Origin of the sequence: Actinomyces denticolens, assembly GCF_002072185.1 — a bacterium.
Classification (GTDB): domain Bacteria; phylum Actinomycetota; class Actinomycetes; order Actinomycetales; family Actinomycetaceae; genus Actinomyces; species Actinomyces denticolens.
The window spans coordinates 12,218-31,367 of sequence record NZ_MVIW01000008.1; the positions used below are offsets into that span (position 1 = coordinate 12,218).

15 protein-coding genes are annotated in these 19,150 nt (G+C 69.7%); 8 read left to right on the top strand and 7 right to left on the bottom strand.

Annotated features, from left to right (window positions below; genetic code table 11):
* Positions 1 to 13 precede the first annotated feature (13 nt).
* Positions 14 to 628, top strand: a complete 615-nt coding sequence (locus B1H55_RS03445; RefSeq protein WP_077239822.1) for a LysE/ArgO family amino acid transporter — start codon at positions 14 to 16, stop codon at positions 626 to 628.
* 165 nt (positions 629 to 793) lie between these two features.
* On the opposite strand, the gene msrA is transcribed toward B1H55_RS03445, so the two are convergent.
* The 3 genes from msrA to trhA form a co-directional block, all read right to left on the bottom strand.
* Entirely contained in the window at positions 794 to 1,492 is a 699-nt protein-coding gene (gene msrA, locus B1H55_RS03450) for a peptide-methionine (S)-S-oxide reductase MsrA (RefSeq protein WP_077239823.1), read from the bottom strand.
* 92 nt (positions 1,493 to 1,584) lie between these two features.
* Positions 1,585 to 2,076: a GreA/GreB family elongation factor gene (locus tag B1H55_RS03455; RefSeq protein WP_073453687.1), complete on the bottom strand. Its 492-nt coding sequence runs from the start codon at positions 2,074 to 2,076 to the stop codon at positions 1,585 to 1,587.
* Between the two features lie 332 nt (positions 2,077 to 2,408).
* Positions 2,409 to 3,146, bottom strand: a complete 738-nt coding sequence (trhA, locus tag B1H55_RS03460) for a PAQR family membrane homeostasis protein TrhA (protein WP_080461577.1) — start codon at positions 3,144 to 3,146, stop codon at positions 2,409 to 2,411.
* A 180-nt stretch (positions 3,147 to 3,326) separates the two neighbouring features.
* Here trhA and B1H55_RS03465 point away from each other — a divergent pair, with 180 nt between their 5' ends.
* Positions 3,327 to 4,106, top strand: a complete 780-nt coding sequence (locus tag B1H55_RS03465) for an isoprenyl transferase (protein ID WP_073453689.1) — start codon at positions 3,327 to 3,329, stop codon at positions 4,104 to 4,106.
* A gap of 191 nt (positions 4,107 to 4,297) precedes the next feature.
* On the opposite strand, the gene B1H55_RS03470 is transcribed toward B1H55_RS03465, so the two are convergent.
* Entirely contained in the window at positions 4,298 to 5,278 is a 981-nt protein-coding gene (locus tag B1H55_RS03470; RefSeq protein ID WP_077239824.1) for a PfkB family carbohydrate kinase, read from the bottom strand.
* Between the two features lie 45 nt (positions 5,279 to 5,323).
* Entirely contained in the window at positions 5,324 to 5,575 is a 252-nt protein-coding gene (locus B1H55_RS03475; RefSeq protein WP_073453694.1) for an exodeoxyribonuclease VII small subunit, read from the bottom strand.
* 152 nt (positions 5,576 to 5,727) lie between these two features.
* On the opposite strand from B1H55_RS03475, the gene B1H55_RS03480 reads away from it, so the two are divergent.
* Complete coding sequence (locus B1H55_RS03480) at positions 5,728 to 7,374, top strand: glycoside hydrolase family 32 protein (protein WP_077239825.1); 1,647 nt, start codon at positions 5,728 to 5,730, stop codon at positions 7,372 to 7,374.
* A gap of 84 nt (positions 7,375 to 7,458) precedes the next feature.
* Here B1H55_RS03480 and xseA read toward each other — a convergent pair whose 3' ends face one another.
* The gene (xseA, locus tag B1H55_RS03485; RefSeq protein ID WP_077239826.1) at positions 7,459 to 8,769 is read right to left on the bottom strand and encodes an exodeoxyribonuclease VII large subunit; all 1,311 of its coding nucleotides are present in this window, start codon (positions 8,767 to 8,769) and stop codon (positions 7,459 to 7,461) included.
* A 52-nt stretch (positions 8,770 to 8,821) separates the two neighbouring features.
* Between xseA and B1H55_RS03490 the strand changes: the two genes are divergently transcribed.
* Entirely contained in the window at positions 8,822 to 9,877 is a 1,056-nt protein-coding gene (locus B1H55_RS03490) for a 4-hydroxy-3-methylbut-2-enyl diphosphate reductase (protein ID WP_077239855.1), read from the top strand.
* A gap of 38 nt (positions 9,878 to 9,915) precedes the next feature.
* On the opposite strand, the gene B1H55_RS03495 is transcribed toward B1H55_RS03490, so the two are convergent.
* Entirely contained in the window at positions 9,916 to 11,214 is a 1,299-nt protein-coding gene (locus tag B1H55_RS03495) for a DNA recombination protein RmuC (RefSeq protein WP_077239827.1), read from the bottom strand.
* Between the two features lie 90 nt (positions 11,215 to 11,304).
* Here B1H55_RS03495 and B1H55_RS03500 point away from each other — a divergent pair, with 90 nt between their 5' ends.
* The 4 genes from B1H55_RS03500 (at position 11,305) to B1H55_RS03515 (ending at position 19,131) form a co-directional block, all read left to right on the top strand.
* Positions 11,305 to 13,164, top strand: a complete 1,860-nt coding sequence (locus B1H55_RS03500) for an alpha/beta hydrolase (protein ID WP_172575585.1) — start codon at positions 11,305 to 11,307, stop codon at positions 13,162 to 13,164.
* 72 nt (positions 13,165 to 13,236) lie between these two features.
* Positions 13,237 to 14,355 carry a redox-regulated ATPase YchF gene (gene ychF / locus B1H55_RS03505; RefSeq protein WP_077239829.1) on the top strand — a complete coding sequence of 373 codons (1,119 nt, stop codon included), beginning with the start codon at positions 13,237 to 13,239 and terminating at the stop codon, positions 14,353 to 14,355.
* Positions 14,356 to 14,403: 48 nt separating this feature from the next.
* Positions 14,404 to 16,548: a site-specific DNA-methyltransferase gene (locus B1H55_RS03510; protein ID WP_197702456.1), complete on the top strand. Its 2,145-nt coding sequence runs from the start codon at positions 14,404 to 14,406 to the stop codon at positions 16,546 to 16,548.
* Positions 16,549 to 19,131 carry a DEAD/DEAH box helicase gene (locus tag B1H55_RS03515; protein ID WP_077239831.1) on the top strand — a complete coding sequence of 861 codons (2,583 nt, stop codon included), beginning with the start codon at positions 16,549 to 16,551 and terminating at the stop codon, positions 19,129 to 19,131.
* The last annotated feature ends 19 nt before the right edge of the window (positions 19,132 to 19,150 follow it).

The window sequence follows — 19,150 nt, forward strand, 5'->3', positions numbered from 1 at the left end:
ATGGTTCGGGAGCATGACAGGACCGCCCGTCTCGCTCGCGCCCGCACTGACCGGATTAGGCACCGGATTGGGGCTCATCATGGCCATCGGCGCCCAGAACGCCTGGGTGCTGCGCCAGGGGGTGCGCCGTGAGCACATCGGGCTGGTCATCCTCATCTGCGCCCTGTCCGACGCCATCCTCATCGCCGTGGGCACCGGCGCGATCCGCGCGGTCTCCTCGCTGGCGCCGTGGGTGCTCCAGGCCCTGCGCTGGGGCGGGGTGGCCTACCTGGTCCTCTTCGCGATCAACTCCTTCCGCTCGGCGCTGCGGCCCGGTGGCCTGGAGGAGGCCTCCTCGCGGGGCGCGGGCTCAGTCGCCATCACGACGCTCGCCCTGACCTGGCTCAACCCCCATGTGTACCTCGACACCGTGCTCATGCTCGGCACGGTCACCAACCACTTCGGCCCCGATCGCTGGTGGGCGGCAGCGGGCGCCACCCTCGCCTCCGTCATCTGGTTCACCGGGCTCGGACTCGGGGCGCGGGCGCTGTCCGGGCTGCTCGCGAGCCCCCGCACCTGGAGAATCGTCGACGCGCTCGTCGGCGTTGTCATGCTCCTCGTTGCCTGGCGCCTCGCCACCGGCGCCTGAGTCGGCGCCCCTGCTCGCCGGGAATGGCGAGCTTTGAGGATTGCCTGGGGTCGAATCCGCCCGAGTGCGAGCGGGTAGCGAGCGCGTATCGCTCCGACCTGCGACTATCCGGGATACGACTAGGCGTCAGAAAAAGGAATCCTCAAACCTCGCCACTTCTCCTGCTCAAACCTGCTGAGGAGGCAGGACGTCCACCTGCGAGGGCAGGTTCGCGACCCCCACGGGACAGGTGACGCCGTTGGGCCCGTGATTGCAGTAGCCGCCCGGGTTCTTCTCCAGGTAGCCCTGGTGGTAGTCCTCCGCCAGGTAGTAGGGGCCGCCGAACTCCGCGTACTGCATCGACGCCGGATCGATCGTCGTCACGGACCGGCCCAGCCCGAGCCGGGCCAACTCGCTCTGGAACGCCTTGAGGGTGGCCGTGGCCACCGCGTACTGCTCGGGCGTCGTGGTCCAGACGGCTGACCGGTACTGGGGGCCGATGTCGTTGCCATGGCGGTTGAGCCGGGTGGAGTCGTGGTTCTCCCAGAAGGCGCGCAGCAGCGCCTCCCCGCCGCGCCCCGCGACCACCGGGTTGTAGGCGACGAGCACCGTCTCGGCGTGCCCGGTCCGGGCCGTGCAGACCTCCTGGTAGGTGGGGTTGGGCGTGGTGCCGCCCATGTAGCCCACGGAGGTGGCGACGACGCCGGGCTGGCGCCACATGATCCGCTCCACGCCCCAGAAGCAGCCGCCCGCGAGGTAGATGACCTCGGTGCCCTTGGGCCAGGGGCCTGTCAGGGGAGCGCCGAGGACGACGTGGTTGCCGGGCTCGGGGAGCACGGGCTCCTCGCGACCGGGGATAACGTGATTGCGGGACGGTGCGTTCATAGGAGAACGCTACCGCCCCGCTGTGGGCAGGGCCGCCCCATTTCCGCGCCCTTCGCTCAAGGCGAGGTGCGGGAATGCGGGTCGGCACGGTCTCAGACGCGACTGACCTTGAGGATCTCCGCGGTGATCGTCTTGCCGTTCGGGGCGTCGTAGGAGACCTTCTCACCCGCGGAGTGCCCCATGAGGGCCTGGCCGAGCGGGGCGTCGGGGGAGAAGACCTTGACTCCCTCGGGGACGTCCTCGGCGATCTCCTGCCCGCCCAGGGCGAAGCGCTGCTCCTTCCCGGCGACCTTCGCGGTGACGATCGTGCCCGCGGAGACGGTGCCGTCGTCGGCGGCCTCGCCGATCCGGGCGTTCTCCAGCGTCTCGGTCAGGGCGATGATGCGGGCCTCGTTGAGGGCGGCCTCCTCGCGTGCGGCGTGATAGCCGGCGTTCTCACGCAGGTCCCCCTCCTGACGGGCCGCCTCGACGCGCTGCGCGATCTCCTTGCGCTCCTCGCCCTTACGGTGCTCGAGCTCGGCGCTCAGGCGGTCGAAGGCCTCCTGCGTCAGCCAGGTTCCCTGCTTCTCGGTATCCGCGGCCATGGGGGTACTCCTCGATGTGGTGGTCAGTGATATGCCTGCGACGGTGTCTCGGCAACAACCCCGATGCGCACCGTCGGCGCTCGGGGTCGTTCGTATAAGGGGCGAGTCTACATCCGTTGGCCTGAGACCGGCCTGGAAACCGCGCTTCCGGCCGGCCCCGCGACTCGTGGGGCCGGTGGTGGCGGCTCATCGACTGGCGCTTTCCGCGCCGAGTGGTGCCGTCCGCGCCCAGTGGTGCGTGCTGCCCGTGCTGGTGGGTGCGGGTGGTGCCAGTGGATGCGCACCGCACCTGGCGGTGACCGGGGCATCTCGTGCTCCCGGCCTGACTGGGGTCAGCTGAGAATCGCGATGTAGCAGGCCACGGCGTGGCAGGCCCAGGCCGCCACCGTGCAGGTGTGGAACACCTCGTGGAAGCCGAACCAGCGGGGGAGGGGGTCGGGGCGCTTGCGCGCGTAGACGATCGCGCCGACCGTGTAGACCAGGCCCCCGGCCATGAGCAGCCACACGATCGCGGGCCCTCCGGAGCGCCAGAACGCCGGCAGGAACCAGATCGCCACCCAGCCCAGCACGATGTACAGCGAAGTCCTCAGCCAGCGCGGAGCCCCCGGCCACGCCAGGGACATGGCGATCCCGGCCGCCGCCCCTCCCCAGACGATGCCGAGCACCAGGCGCGCCGTCGCCGAGTCGAGCAGCGCCACTGATAGGGGCGTGTAGGTCCCGGCGATGAGGAGATAGATATTGGCATGGTCGATGCGCTGCAGTGCCCCGGAGACAGTGCGTGGGAAATGGCCATTGCCCAGGTGGTACAGGCCCGAGTTGGCGAACAGCAGCAGTGAGCACACCAGGTACACGGCGCTGGCCCATCTCAGTGCGGCGCTGCCGGCCAGGACGGTCAGGACGATGCAGGCCGCCAGGGTCAGCGGGGCGGTGATGGCGTGGATCCAGCCGCGCAGCCGCGGCTTGACGGGCTTGAGCCTGGCCAGCGCCCGCGGGCCCTGGCGGCCGGGGTCCTGCTCCTGGCCGGGGGCGGCCCGCTCCTCGTCGCGGCGCGGATCTGCGTCGGTGCGCATTGAACCTCCTGGCGGGCGCCGATGGCGAGCTCAGGGGGGGCGGCGCCCGAACCTACGGTACCGTAGGTTCGAGTGGGGAGGAAGGACCACCGCCCACCGGCGCCGCGCGCGATACCGTTGGTCCTGCGGCACAGCCCGGGCCATCGCCCAGCCGGGCCCGCGCACGTGCGAAGGAGAGACATGGCGGACGGCTTCCTCTACCAGCTCTATGAGCGCCGCCTGTCCACGCGCCTCGACTCCTCCCGCGCGCCCCGCCACGTCGGCGTCATCCTCGACGGCAATCGCCGCTGGGCCAAGGCGCTGGGCATCGGCGCCTCCCAAGGGCACAAGCGCGGAGCGGACAAGATCGAGGAGTTCCTCGGCTGGGCGGAGGACGCCGGTGTCACCGTCGTCACCCTGTGGCTGCTGAGCACTGACAATCTCTCCCGCGATCCCGCCGAGCTCGCCCCCCTGCTCGACATCATCGCCCAGGCCGTGGAGGACCTAGCGGGCACTCACCGGTGGCGGCTGCGCCTCGTGGGCGCCGTCGGCCTCCTGCCCGCCGAGGTGGCCGGCCGCCTGCGCGAGGCCGTCGCCACCACTGAGGAGCAGGGCGAGGCCGGGCGGCCCGATGAGCGGATGGAGGTCAACATCGCCGTCGGCTACGGGGGGCGTCAGGAGATCGCCGACGCCGTCCGCGAGATCCTGCGCGAGCGCGCCGCCGCCGGGGCGAGCCTGGAGGAGGTGGCCTCCTCCCTCAGGGAGGAGGACATCACCGACCACCTCTACACCAAGGGCCAGCCCGACCCCGACCTGCTCATCCGGACCTCCGGCGAGCAGCGCCTGTCGGGATTCCTGCTATGGCAGTCGGTCCACTCCGAGTTCTACTTCTGCGAGGTCAACTGGCCGGCCTTCCGGAGGGTCGACTTCCTGCGCGCCCTGCGCGATTACGCCGGGCGGCAGCGTCGCATGGGGCGCTGAGGGAGCTGAGGGCGCTGGCCCGCCGGGCGGATCCGGGGCGGCGGGCGGTACTCACTTGGAAGCCGACGGCTGGAGGATGCCCGAGACGGCTCACAGGTGCTGTCGACGACGGGGCCCGGGGTCCCCGGGGATTCCTCGTGGCCGCTCACCGCGCTCCTCCCGCCCGGTACGACCGCGCGGGAGGAGGGGGCTCAGGCGAGCTCGGCGCGGGTGGGCGGGTTGGCGCCGGCCCGGGAGACGGTGATGTCCGCGATGCGCGAGGCGTGGCGGACCACGCGCTCCAGGGCTGCGGCGTCGATCGCGCGCAGGGCCTCGCGCCGCTGGGCCCCCACGAGCCCCTCGGACCACAGGCCGTCCTCCAGGCCTCCCATGAAGGAGTCGCCCGCGCCCACCGTGTCCGCCACGATGACGCTCGGGTCCGCTGGCACCTCCAGGCGCAGCCCCGAGGACGTCAGCGCCAGCGCCCCCCGCTTGCCGCGGGTGACGACGACGATCGCCGGCCCCATCCGGAGCCAGCCCTCGAGAACGCCCTCGAGAGCGGCGTCGTCGCCCTCATCGATGCCGTAGAACCAGGCCACATCCTCATCGGAGCACTTGACCAGGTCGGCCAGGGCCACGAGGCGCTCCACGATCGCGCGCGCCTCGCCGGGCTCGCCCATGAGCTGGGGGCGGGCGTTGGGGTCGTAGCAGACGGTCGCCGAGGCCCGGAAGTCCCGCAGGACCTGCTCGACCGTCCGCGCGCCCGGCTCCAGGATCGCCGCGATCGAGCCCGTGTGGACCAGGACCGGGGCCTCGGCGGGAGCGGGGTAGGGCGGGTTCCAGTCGAGGTCGAAGACGTAGGTGGCGGCCCGGTCCTCGCCGATGGTCGCCTGGGCGGTGGAGGTGCGCTCGGCGCCGTCCGAGCCCGGGGTGATGCGCACGCCGTTGGAGACCAGGTGCGAGCGGATCGCGCGGCCGCGCTCGTCATCGGCGATCCAGCAGTCGAGCTCGGCGTCGCGGCCGAGGCGCGCCAGGCCGAGCGCCACGTTCGCCGGCGAGCCGCCGGGGATGTCCACCGGCTCGGCGCCGGGGTGGATGACGACGTCGACCAGTGCCTCCCCGATGACGAGCGCGGTCCCGGCGGGGCCGGGAGCGGCGGGGGCGGTGATGTTCTCGGCGGTCGTGTTGGTCATGATGGGGCTCCTTCGCTCCAGTGGAGGCGGTTGGTGGGCCGGGGATCAGCCCTGGTCCTGATCCGGGGAGGCGACGGCGGCCAGCCGGGCGCGGGCGTCGTCGAGCCAGGCCTGGCAACGGGCGGCCAGCGCCTCGCCGCGCTCCCACAGGGACAGCGCGTCCTCCAGCGGGACCTGGCCGGCCTCCAGGCGCTGGACGACGCCGACCAGCTCCTCGCGGGCCTGCTCATAGGACAGCGCGGCGACGTCGTCGTTGTCGCCTGTGGCGGAGGCGGGGGAGTCGGGGCTCAGGCTCATGGCGCGATTCTCGCACGCCACCGGGCCCCACGGCGCGGCATCGCGGAGAAGTGGTGGCGGATCGGGGCGCTCGAGGGCCCGCGCGATGCGATCCTTGGGCGATGATGGACCGGGCGCTCGCCCGGCCTCACCGGAGAAGGGACTTCAGGCCCATGATCAACGATGCCGCTGCCGGACCCGCCCGTCCTGCGCCCGCGATCCCCGCCCCCGGCGCGCCCCTGGCCGCCGGGCCCACCACCTGGCCCGCGCGCCCCGCGCCGCGCCGTTACGAGGATCCTGCCGTCCTCGCCGCGCGCGCCGGCGCCGACCCCGCCAGGCCCCGCTGGCACGTGACCGCGCCCTACGGCTGGCTCAACGACCCGAACGGCCTGAGCCTCTGGCCGGGCCCCGATGGCTCCCCGCGCCTCCACCTCTTCTACCAGGCCAACCCGGCCGCCCCCGTCCACGACCGCATCCACTGGGGCCACCAGGTCTCCGAGGACCTCGTCACCTGGCGAGACCTGCCGATCGCCCTCTCCCCCGACGAGATCGGCCCCGACTCGCACGGCTGCTGGTCCGGCGTCATCGTGAACGACAACGGCGCTCCCACCGCCGTCTACTCCGGCAACGCCGCCCAGCCCACCCAGGTATGCCGCCTGGCCAGGGGTGATGCCTCCGATCCCGACCTCGTCTCCTGGAACAAGGAGCCCGGCGCCCTCATCGCCGGCCCGCCGCCGGGCCTCGATGTGCTGGAGATGCGCGATCACTCGGTCTGGCACGAGGACGGTCGCTGGTGGCAGATCATGGGCTCAGGGCTGCCGGGCCTGGGCGGCGCGGCCCTGGCCTACTCCTCCACCGATCTCCTCCACTGGCGCTGGGAGGGCGTGCTCGCCGTCGGCGATGGGGAGTGCGACGGCGTGCGCGCCACCGCCACAGTGTGGGAGTGCCCCGAGCTCATCACCCTCGAGTCCGCCGATGGCAGCCCCGTGGACGTGCTGCTCGTGTGCCCCTGGGATGCCGGCCGCACGCTGCGCAGCGTGTGGATGACCGGTGCCCGCCATGGTGCTCGGATGGAGATCGGGCTGGTGGGGAGCCAGGATCTCGGCGAGAACTACTTCTACGCGCCCCAGTCCACGCTCCTGCCCGACGGGCGGCGGATCATGATCGGCTGGATGCAGTCGGCCCTCGACAAGGAGCGGGCCATGGCCGCCGGTTGGTCCGGCTCGATGTCGATCCCCCGCGAGGTGGGCCTCGCCGAGGACGGCACGCTCCGGTATCGGCCGATCGCCGAGCTCGAGCGCCTGCGGGGCCGGCAGGTGGCCCATGCCGAGGACGAGAGGGCGACGGGGCTCGTCGCCCGCGGCCGCAGCCTCGACATCGGTCTCAGCGGCCGGCTCGGGGACGCCCCGCTCGTCATCGACGCGCTGGCCTCCGACGACGGCGAGCGCCGCACCCGCATCACCGTGCGGCGTCGCCCGGCCCGCGGGATCGCGCCCGGCGCGGTGGGCCAGGAGGCCTGGGCGGGCTGGCTGGAGGTGGACCGCTCCGCCTCCGCCGTCCCCGGCAGCCCCATCATCCTCACCGATACCCGCCTCCTGGCGGGGGAGGTCCCGCTCGGCGGCGACGGGGCGATCGACATGCGGATCCTCATCGACCGCTCCTCGCTGGAGGTCTTCGTCAACGGTCAGCCTCTCTCGGCGCGCGTGGGATCGGACCCCGGCGACGACGCCGTCGTCATCAGGAGCGGGCTGGAGGGCGCCCGGATCGAGGCGTGGGAGGTCGGGCCCGCCTATGGCGACAGGCTCGTCCCCATGGCCTGAGTCGGCGGGGCGGCGGGCGGATCCGCAACGCGGCTCGGGGCACCGCCCCCGGGCGCGGCCTGGCGGGGCGCCGGCCCCGGTGTCTCAGTCAGCCGCGGGGAGCTGCGAGGCGGGCTTCGTGGCCCCCACCACCTGGGCGACGAGCCGCCCGGAGGCGAGGATCCCCTCGATGAGATCGCCCTTCTTGACATCCTCCGCGCTCGTGATGACGGCGCCCCCGGGGCGGCGCAGGATCGTGTAGCCGCGATCCAGCACTCCCTGCGGGGACAGCGCCGTCAGGCGCGCCCGCTCGGCTCGCAGATCCGAGGCGGCCAGGGAGAGCGCGTGGTCCAGGCCGCGGCGGATGCGCTCGCGGGCGGCGTCGAGCTCGGTGACGCGGTCGCGGATGATGACGGAGGGGTCGGTCATGATCGGTCGGGCGCGCACTTGATCGAGCCCCCGCTGCTCGGCGTCGAGCCGCTGGGCGAGGATCTCCCGCAGGCGGGCGCGCGCGTTGTCCAGACCGACGGTCTCCTGGGCGAGGTCGGGCACGATCCTGCGGGCGGCGTCGGTGGGGGTGGAGGCGCGGTAATCGGCCACGAGGTCGAGCAGCGGGCAGTCGGTCTCGTGCCCGATGGCGGAGACCAACGGGGTGCGGGCCGCGGCGGCCGCGCGCACGAGCCCCTCGTCGGAGAAGGGGAGCAGGTCCTCGACGGCGCCTCCGCCGCGCGCCACGACGATGACGTCGATCCCCTCCATCGCGTCGAGCTCGCGGATCGCGGCGGTCACCTCCCGCACGGCGCCGGCGCCCTGCACGGCGACCTCGCGGATCTCGAACGGCAGGCCCGGCCAGCGCAGGCGCGCGTTGACGATGACGTCGTCCTCGGCCTTGGCGCCGCGCCCGCAGACGAGTCCGACCCGCCGGGGGAGGAAGGGCAGGGGGTGCTTGCGCTCGGCGTCGAACAGGCCCTCGGCCGCCAGGATCCGGCGCAGCTGCTCGATGCGAGCCAGGAGGTCCCCGACCCCGACGAGCCGGATGTCCTCGGCCAGGAGCTGGAGCGTGCCGCGCTTGGTCCAGTACGTGGGGCGGCCCTGGACCACCACGCGGGCACCGGAGTCCAGGGGCTCGGGCAGGGCGCGGTCGATGGCCGCCAGGGTGCGCGTGTAGAGGGACACGGAGATGGAGACGTCGGCATCGGTGTCCCGCAGGGTGAGGAACTGCATGCCGGCGCCGGGGCGGCGGCTGAGCTGGACCACCTGGCCCTCCACCCACACCTGCGTCATCCTGGAGACGTACTCCTCGATCTTCGCGGCCAGCAGGCGCAGGGGCCATGGGTTCTCCGCGGTGGTCTCGCGGGCGAGGCGGGCGAGCGGCCGGGCCTGGCCCGGTGTGGGGGGCTGTGTCACATGCACCACTGTGCCACGGTCCGGCCTGGGGGCCGGGGCGGCGCTGTGGCACAGTGAGTCCGTGACAGATTCCCCCGTGCCCTCCACTGCCCCCGTGATCCCGCCCGCGGGCGAGGCCAAGAGGATCCTCGTCGCCTCGCCGCGCGGCTACTGCGCCGGGGTGGACCGGGCGGTCGACGCCGTCGAGCAGGCCCTGGCCCACTACGGGACGCCGATCTACGTGCGCAAAGAGATCGTCCACAACAAGTACGTCGTGGAGGCCCTGACCAAGCGCGGAGCGATCTTCGTCTCCGAGACCGATGAGGTGCCCGAGGGCGCGCGGGTCGTCTTCTCCGCCCACGGCGTGGCCCCGGAGGTGCATGAGCAGGCCGCGGCCCGCCACCTCCAGACGATCGACGCGACCTGCCCCCTGGTGACCAAGGTCCACAAGCAGGCGGTGCGCTTCGCGGGTGACGACTACGACATCATCCTCGTGGGCCACGCGGGCCACGAGGAGGTCGAGGGCACGCAGGGCGAGGCGCCCGAGCGCATCCAGGTGGTCAATGGCCCCGAGGAGGTGGAGCGCGTCGTCGTGCGCGACCCCTCGAAGGTCGCCTGGATCAGTCAGACCACGCTCTCGGTGGACGAGACGCTGGAGACGGTGCGCCTCCTGCGCGAGCGCTTCCCGGAACTGATCGACCCGCCCACGGACAACATCTGCTACGCGACCCAGAACCGGCAGGCCGCGGTCAAGGCGATCGCGCCGCATGCCGACGTGATGCTCGTGGTGGGCTCGGGGAACTCCTCCAACTCGGTGCGCCTCAAAGAGGTGGCCCTGGAGGCCGGGGCCCCGGCGGCCTACCGCGTGGACTACGCCCGCGAGATCGACGACGCCTGGTTCGACGGCGCCCGCACCGTGGGCCTGACCAGTGGCGCCTCGGTGCCGGAGATCCTCGTGCGCGAGGTCATCGAGTACCTGGAGGCCTTGGGCTTCACGGATGTGGAGGAGGTGCGCACGGCCACGGAGAAGATCACCTTCTCCCTGCCCAAGAACCTGCGCGCCGACCTCAAGGCCGCCGCCGGGGACTCCGCCTCCGAGCACGGCCGCCGCGAGCCCGTCGCCGACCACACCTGCTGACGATCCTGCGGGCCGCATCCCCCTCACCTCCCCTCTGCCTACTCGGGGCTCTTCTCGGCCTCGACGGATGTGAGCTCGGGGGCGCTGAAGGCGCGCACCTGGGCGTCCTCGAGGCCGATGAGGGAGGGGCTGGACAGGCTTTCGCCGAGGGACTCGAATCCGCGGGCGGTCACTAGCAAGCGCGACTCCACCGAGCCCACCGCCTTGTTGTAGGCGGACACTGAGCGGGTGAGCGCCTTGCCGAGGGTGGTGAGGTGATCGGCCACCGTGTCCAGCCGCTGGTAGAGCGTCCGACCCAGGGCCAGGAGCTCGGCGGCCTCCTCGTTGACGGCGGTGCGTGCCCAGGCCAGGGCGCAGGTGCGCAGCAGGGCGAGAAGCGAGGCTGGCGTGGTCAGGGCGACGCCGTGATCGAGGGCGTGCTCCAGGAGGGTCGGATCGGCGTCGAGCGCGGCGGACAGGATCGGCTCAGCGGGGACGAAGAGCACGACCATCTCGGGCGAGCCCTCAAGCGAACGGTCGTAGTGGCGCTCCGCCAGGGCATCGATATGCGAGCGCAGCGCCTTGGCATGGGCCTTGAGAAGCCGATCGCGTTCGGAGGTCGGGACGGCGCGCGCCCCGCCCGCAGAGATTTCCGAGGGATCCGTGGGCTCATGGTCGGCCCCCGCCCCCGGCGAGCTGTCCAGGCCACAGGCCCGCAGGTAGGAATCGAGCGGCACCTTCGCGTCCACCGCCAGGTGCGCCTGCCCCGGCAGGTGGACGACGACGTCGGGGCGGCCGGTGGCGCTCCCACCGGTGGCGCGCGCCCCGGCAGGGGTCAGCCCGGCCAGTCCGCGCTGCTCGGAGAAGTCGATATGCCGCATCATCCCGGAGGCTTCCAGGACTCGCGCGAGCTCCACCTCTCCCCACAGTCCCCGGGCGCTGCGGGAGCGCAACGCCGCTTCCAGAGCGGTGGTGGCTCGGCGCAGCTCTTTCTCAGAGGCCGCGCCGGCGCGCAACTGCTCGGTGAGTGTGGCGTGCTGCGCGGCGCGCTGGCGCTCCATCTTCTCCACGCGCGCCCCAACCTGTTCGAGCTGCGCGCGCACGGGTGCCAGGGCCCGTAGGACGGAGCCGTCCCGATCGGAGCGCTCCTCGGCGATCTGCGCGCGTGACTCCAGTTCCTCAGCGCGGGCGCGCCATCCGGCGGCTTCCGCGCGGAGCCGCGATGTGGCGTCATCGCCGCTGGTGAGCGCGGTGGTGGAGCGGGCAATCGCCCGGGCGTTGCCGAGCGCTGCCCCGGTGAGGAGGCCCAGGACGAGGCCGATGAGGAGGGCTGCGAGGAGGGGGAAGATATCGGTCATGGACTGATAGCACCATAGGGATCTGACACCAATGCGGAGGCGTTAAGGCTCACTTCAGATGCGCCGCGCTTGTGTTGCATCATGTTCTCTGTGCTTGCCCTCCCCCTTGCCGCCTCCGCACCGCTCGCCTCCCTCAACGGTCCCGTTGCCGCGGGCCTGGCACCTGCGGGTATCTCCGAGGTCAGTGTTGTCTCCCCCTGGTTCGTGCGGGGGCTCGCCATCGCCGCCGTCGTCGCCGTGGTCGTCACCGCTGTGCTGCTGTGGGCGCGGATCCGCCCGGGGCGGCGCCGCTTCCCCCGTGCCTCGCTGCTCGGGGTGCTGCTCGCCGTCGTCCTCACTCAGATCCTCGTGGTGGGCGCCATCGGCGCGAGGGCCAACGCGCACCTCGGCTTCGTGCGGACCGTCGGGGACGTCGTCGCCCAGGTCAGGGGCTCGGGCACCTTCGCCGACGAGGGGCCCGCGGTGCTCTCCGTCCCCGAGGAGCCGACGTCGGTCCCGGCCTCCCCACTCGCGCCCACCTCTGCCGATGCTGCCACCTTCGCGCCGATCAAGGGCGGCTCGGAGTACACGGGTTTCTCGAAGGCCACTGTCACGGGGCAGCGCAGCGGGGTCACTCAGGAGGTCTGGGTGTGGACCCCGCGCGGATACTCGCCGACCGATGGGAAGACCTACCCCGTGCTCGTCATGCTCCACGGCGATCCCGGCAGCCCCGACGGCGTCGTCGGCGCGCTCAAGGCGGCCTCGGCCATGCAGGCGGCGATCGACTCGGGAGAGGTACCCCCGGCGATCCTCGTGCTGCCGAGCCTCAACGCGGACAAGAGGCAGACCGCCATGCCAGACTGCGCCGACGTCGTCGGGCACGCCCAGGTGGGGACCTGGGTGCAGGACGATGTCCCGGCGATCGTGCGGGCCTCCTTCCCGAACGTGAGCCCGAACCGCTCGGGCTGGGCGATCGGCGGCGTGTCCGCAGGGGGCTTCTGCTCGACCTGGACGGCGATCATGCGCTCAGACGTCTACGGCTATGTGATCTCCCTGTCCGGTTATGACGTTCCCTTCACCGGGTCGATGTCCACGAGCAACGAGCTCAAGAGCTCCAACACCCTGAGCACCCTCCTGCGCACCCGCGTCCACCAGAGCCTGCGGATCTGGCAGATGGCCGCGAAGGACGACACAGGCACCGCTGATCTGCGCGCCAGTTTCCCGGCGGCGGTACCGCCCACAGACACCCTTGAGATGGTCACCCCGCAGTCCGGTGGGCACTCGGCCACCTTGTGGCGCCAGACCTTCCCGACTGCGCTGACGTGGTGGGGCGCGCAGTTGAAGTCCCCTGTGGCGGCTGATGCGCCGCTGTCGGTCCCGAGCGCCGAGGAGCCGTCGTCCGCCCAGCAGATCCACGGCTTGTCCGGTGGGGAGTCGGCGGCGGGTGCCGGAGGCGGGTCCGGCACGGGCGCCTGGGGGGCCTTCCAGGAGATGTTCACCGGCATCCGGGGGATTGGGACGATCATCCTCATGTGGATCGTGGCGCTGGCGCTGAGCGTGGCGGCGATCGTCCCGTGGCGCGGGGGCGGCCTCCGGGCGCTGTGGCGCCGGATACGAAGCATGGTCAGCCGCAGCGGCGCCGCTGAGGCCCAGGGCGTGGGGGAGTCCGCGGAGACGGAGTCGACGGCGATGGACGAAGCCGACGGTGCCCGGGGAGCGAAGGACTCGCTGGAGACGCCGGAGGAAGCGGAGGAGCGCGCCGAGGGTGGCGGGCATGAGCCTAAGCCAGGGCGCCTGGGCGTTCTTGGGGCGTGGGCCCGGGGCGTTTGTCCGGTGGGCGCGCGCCTGACGGTGCTGGTCCTGGCCTGCGTGGTTGGCACGCTCGCGATCGCCCTGGTGGGCAACCGGGTCGGCGACTTCTTCCCGACCTGGTCCATCGCCATCCAGGACCTCGCCCTCGCGCTCGCCTGAGTGGGGCGGCGGGGCACGCATGTGGTGCGCGCCCGGTACGAGCAGGTCAGTGGGCGCGTCTAGACTCGCCTTGTGGCACTCACTATTGGAATCGTCGGACTGCCCAACGTCGGCAAGTCCACCCTGTTCAACGCTCTGACCCGCGCGACCGTCCTGGCCGCCAACTACCCGTTCGCGACGATCGAGCCGAATGTCGGCGTCGTCCCCCTGCCCGATGAGCGGCTGGGCCGCCTGGCGGAGCTGTTCCACAGCGAGCGGGAGGTCCCAGCGACGGTCTCCTTCGTGGATATCGCGGGGATCGTGCGCGGCGCGAGCGAGGGCGAGGGCCTGGGTAACCAGTTCCTGGCGAATATCCGCGAGGCGGACGCGATCTGCATGGTGACGCGGGCTTTCGATGACCCGGACGTCGTGCATGTGGACGGCAAGGTGGATCCGGCCTCGGATATCGAGACGATCGCCACTGAGCTCGTGCTGGCCGACATCCAGACGCTGGAGAAGGCGGTCCCGCGCCTGGAGAAGGAGGTGCGCGGCAAGAAGACGGATCCGGTGGTGCTGGAGACGGCGAAGGCGGCGCTGGCCATCCTGGGGGAGGGGACGATGCTGTCCGCAGCCGTGGCCTCGGGCACGGCGGAGAAGGCGGGCGTGGACGCGGAGGCGCTGCGTTCCTTCCAGCTCATGACGACGAAGCCTGTTATCTACGTGTTCAACATGGATGACGCGGGGCTGGCGGATGAGGCTCGCCAGGCGGAGCTGCGCGAGATGGTGGCGCCGGCGGAGGCGATCTTCCTGGACGCGCAGTTCGAGGCGGAGCTTGTGGAGCTGGAGCCGGAGGAGGCCGCGGAGATGCTGCATGAGAATGGGCAGGAGGAGTCCGGCCTGGACAAGCTTGCGCGGGTCGGTTTCGACACGCTGGGCCTGCAGACGTATTTGACGGCGGGCCCGAAGGAGGCTCGCGCGTGGACGATCCGCAAGGGCGCGACGGCGCCTCAGGCTGCTGGCGTCATCCACACGGATTTCGAGCGGGGCTTCATCAAGGCGGAGATCGTCTCCTTCGATGATTTGATGGAATATGGTTCCGTGGCCGACGCCCGCGCCGCTGGCAAGGTCCGCATGGAGGGCAAGGACTACATCATGGCCGACGGCGACGTGGTGGAGTTCCGTTCTGGACTAACGTCTGGGGGGAAGAAGTAGACGCTAGTTTGCATCGGTGCGGACGAGGAGGACACACCATTGTCGAGATTGACGGAGCTGCTGCGGCAGGCGCGCAAGGCCGATCCGCAACTCGGTGCTGATCTGGAAGCCGAGATCGCCGCGCTCACCAAGCATCGCACCTTCGGTCTCGTCTTCGAGCAGCATCAGCCCGAGGCTGTCGAGCTGCCCGGCAGGCCGGTGCGTCGTGGTGACAAGGTGCGCGTGCTGTCGCCCCGTGGGGAGACGAAGACCGGCGACCAGCGGCTGTGGCGTGTCGTGCGCATTGAGCGAGTCGAAGGGCGGCGCCTAGCCCATCTCGTGGAGCTGGACGTCGAGGAGCCCGATGGCCTGATCATGCCCGTCAACGACGTGGTGGTCGTCGCGGGCTTCCGGGACTGCATCTATCCCGGCCTCGTGGAGACGGGACGCATTGAGCGGGGTGGCGACAAGCCGTTCCACTCGGTCATAAACGCGGAGAATTACCACGCGCTGGAGATGCTGACATACACGCACAGGCACTCCATCGACGCAATATACATCGACCCCCCCTACAACACAGGTGCCAAGGACTGGAAGTACAATAACAACTACGTTGAGGGGGACGATGACTATCGGCACTCGAAGTGGCTGGCGTTCATGGAACGGCGCCTGAAGATCGCTCGTGAGCTGCTTAACCCCAACGAATCTGTGCTCATCGTCACGATTGACGAGAAGGAGTACCTTCGGTTGGGGCTGCTGCTGGAGCAGACATTCCCCGAGGCCCGAAGCCAGATGATCTCCAGCGTCATCAACCCGAAGGGGGTGTCACGTGGTGACTCTTTCCGCCGATCTGACGAGTACCTCTTTATCGTAATGTTCGGCTCCGCTGCACCTCAGCGGTTGGAACTCAGCAGTGAGTGGACGGCGGGGAGTCTCGATAAGAACGAGTCCAGTCTTGGAGGGAAAGGCGAGGAGCCTGGATGGACATCAATGATGCGCCGTGGCTCGAACGCCGCCCGAGCGGATAGACCTGGGCTCTTCTACCCGATCTACGTCGATCCAGCCGTTGGCCGAATTGAACACGTTGGTCCACCGCTTCTGTCTGATACTCATGAAGCGCCCGAAATCGAGGGGCTTGTGGCGACGCTTCCCCTTCGTCGGAACGGTTCGGAAGGTCGTTGGCAGATTGGTCCGGAAGAGCTGCGTTCTCGGATCGCTCAGGGCCGCGTGCGCATCGGGCGCAGGACCGCATATGGATTCGTTATCAACTATCTTCCCGATGGTGCCTACGCTGACGTCCTCTCGGATAGATTCGAGGTTGCCGGTCGTGCGCCCGATGGGTCACTCATCGCGCGAAGCGTGGGCGTCGACTCGCGGGCGCAGATACCGTTCACGCAGTGGCGCGTCCCATCCCACAACGCTTCAGAGCACGGATCGACGCTGCTCGCTTCTTTTCTCCCCGGGCGCAAGTTCCCGTTCCCGAAGTCGCTGTACGCCGTCGAGGATGCCCTCAGGTTCTTTGTGAAAGACAAGCCTGACGCGGTTGTCCTGGACTTCTTCTCCGGCTCGGGCACGACCGCTCACGCCGTGATGCGGTTGAACCGTCAGGATGGAGGGCGTCGTCAGTGTATCTCGGTGACGAACAACGAGGTGTCGGCTGACGAGCAGACAGGACTCCGCAAGCGGGGGCTGCGTCCCGGCGACGAGGACTGGGAAGTGTTGGGCATCTGCGACTACATCACCAAGCCGCGCCTCACGGCCGCGATCACCGGCCGGACCCCCGCGGGCGAGCTGATCAAGGGCGACTACAAGTTCACCGATGAGTTCCCGATGTCGGAGGGCTTCGAAGAGAACGCCATGTTCTTCACCCTCACCTACGAGGCACCGTTGTCGGTCCGTCACAACCGTGCGTTCGAGCGTGTCGCGCCGATGCTGTGGCTCCGCGCTGGGTCCCGTGGCCGCGTCATCTACGACCTCGGCGAGGATGGCTGGGACGTGGCCGACTCCTACGGTGTGCTGGAGAACCTCGATCAGGTAGACGAGTTCGTTGTGGCGATGAGTGATTGCGAAGGTATCGAGATCGCGTACGTCGTCACGGACGATGACAGCGCCTTCCAGATGGTGTGCCGAGAGCTGCCGAGTAAAGTAGTACCGGTGCGCTTGTACGAGTCATACCTCCAGAACTTCGAGATCAACACGGGACGGAGCCTGTAGATGCGGTACACACTGAAGGACTACCAGGCCGAAGCCGTCCGCGACGTGCTTCGGAACTTGGACCGTGCTCGCGATTCCTACCGCCGGTACAAGGCTCTCTCGCAATTCTCGTTGAGCGCCACGACCGGTGCCGGGAAGACAGTCATGGCCGCTGCTGTAATCGAATCACTCTTTTTCGGCAACGACGAGTTCGACGTGGCCGGTGATCCGGGCGCCGTCGTGCTGTGGTTCTCGGATGACCCGGCGTTGAACGAGCAGTCGCGTGCTCGAATCCAAGCGGCGGCCAGCGAACTCGACCACCGCCTCCGTGTAGTGCCGACGACGTTCTCCGAGCCGACCTTCCGGCCAGGCAACGTGTACTTCCTGAATACGCAAAAGCTGAGCAAAAACTCTCGCCTGGTCAAGGGCGCACCGGAAGCCAGCGGCAATGACACGCTGCCAGGTCTGGAGCCCCGCCCCGACGAGGCTCAGTCCTCCATCTACGATACGATCACGAACACCATCGCCAATGAAGATCTGACGCTCTACCTCGTGCTGGACGAGGCGCACCGCGGCATGGGGACGCGCGCACATGAACGGTCCACCATCGTGCAGCGACTCATCAACGGCCAGGGGAGAGTACCTGCGATGCCGGTTGTCTTTGGCATCTCAGCCACGGTTGAGCGGTTCGAGACTGCGATGAAGGACGCCAAAGGCCGTGACGCCCTCCCGTCCGTGCAGGTAGACTCCGCGCTCGTCCAGGCATCGGGACTCTTGAAGGATGACATCGTCCTGTCGATCCCTGCCGAGGACGGCGCGTTCGAGACCGTGCTCCTGACCAAGGCTGTCGAGAAGATCAAGGTATCCGAGAGTGCGTGGCAGGACTACGCGCGCGAGCAGGGCGAATCCGAAGCCGTCCGCTCACTGCTGGTGGTTCAGGTCGGGGACAAGCCTTCGCGGGAAGCCCTCACCCGGACGCTGGACACGATCTACGAGGCCTGGCCGGAGCTGCCTTACGGCGCCGTAGCGAATGTCTTCGGCGAGCACACGGACCTGACAATTGGACAGCAGGTCGTGCCGTACATCGAGCCGCAGCGCGTCCAGGACGCTACGCACGTACGTGTGCTGCTGGCCAAGAGTGCAATCTCGACCGGCTGGGACTGTCCGCGCGCCGAGGTGCTCGTCTCGTTCCGCCCTGCCAAGGACCGCACCCACATCACGCAGCTGCTCGGGCGGATGATGCGTACACCCCTCGCTCGGCGGATCCCCGGCAATGAGCTGCTGAATTCAGTAGATTGCCTGCTGCCGCTGTTTGACCGTAAGACCGCCACCGGAGTGGCGGAGCTGCTCATGAAAGGCGCGACGAGCAAGGATGCCGACGAAGGTGAGGACGGAGGTGGTGGCCTCGGGCGCCGTGTGTTGTTCGAACCGATCCCGCTGCACCCGAACCCGGCGATCACCCAGGCCGTGTGGGAGAGCTTCGCGGCCATCCCGTCGGTGACGATCCCGAAGAGGAACGTCAAACCTATCCGCCGGCTCACCGCAACGGCGACAGCGTTGTCGAAGGACCACCTCGTGGATGAGGCCGTGGAGAAAGCCCACAAGCACCTCCACGCGGTGCTCGACGGGCGCGCCGTCCAGTACAAGGAGAAGATCGCCAAGGCTCGAGAGGACGTGCTCACGATGGAAGGCCAGGAAATCCGAGGCCAGATCGGCGGCGGGTTCTCCTACCGTGCGTTCTCTGTTAGTGCTGACCCGCGCGCCATTGATGACTACTACCGCACAGCCACGCGGATCCTGAGCCCGGCGCTGTGCTCCTCCTATGTCGACCACCTCGTCGGGCCGGACGGCGACGAGGATGATCTCCTTGAAGCGCACATCACCGTCGCCGCACTCGGTCGAGTACACGATATCGTCCAGGCGGTCGAGCACGAGGCCGATACCCTATCCCGCGAGTGGCTCACGCAGACCCGCGTCGCACGCAAGGGACTGAGCGACGAACGCCAGGCCGATTACGATAGGCTGGAGTCGATGTCGACGATGCCCGAGCCGATCGCGTTCTTCGTTCCGAAGAACGGTCAGGCCGACACCAAGGTGCGTCACCCGGACGGCATGGAGGAGGACCTGCCCACCCGCGAGATGCACCTACTTGCATCCGCGGACGGGACGGTCCCGATCAGCTTGAACGAGTGGGAGCGCAAGGTCCTCGACTCCGAAGCCGCGCAGCCCGGCTTCCAGGGCTGGTACCGCAACCCCGACCGTTCGGTAAAGGAATCCCTCGCCGTGGCCTACAGGGACGAGGTGGGCGACTGGAAGGCGCTGCGCCCGGACTTCATCTTCTTCGGCACCAACCACGACGGCAGCGTCGCCGTGGACCTCGTAGACCCACACGGCCATCACCTCTCCGACGCGCTGCCGAAACTACGAGGAATGGCGGACTTCGCGGAGCGCTTCGCGAACGATTTCCGCCGCATCGAGTCCGTGGCCGAGACGGGTGGTGTGCTGCGCGTCCTCGACCTCACCAAGCCTCGTGTGCGGGAGGCGATCCGCGATGCTCAGAGCGCCAAGGCACTGTACGAGTCGGAGTTGGCCAGTGACTACTGACCGGCGCACCCAGCCCGTA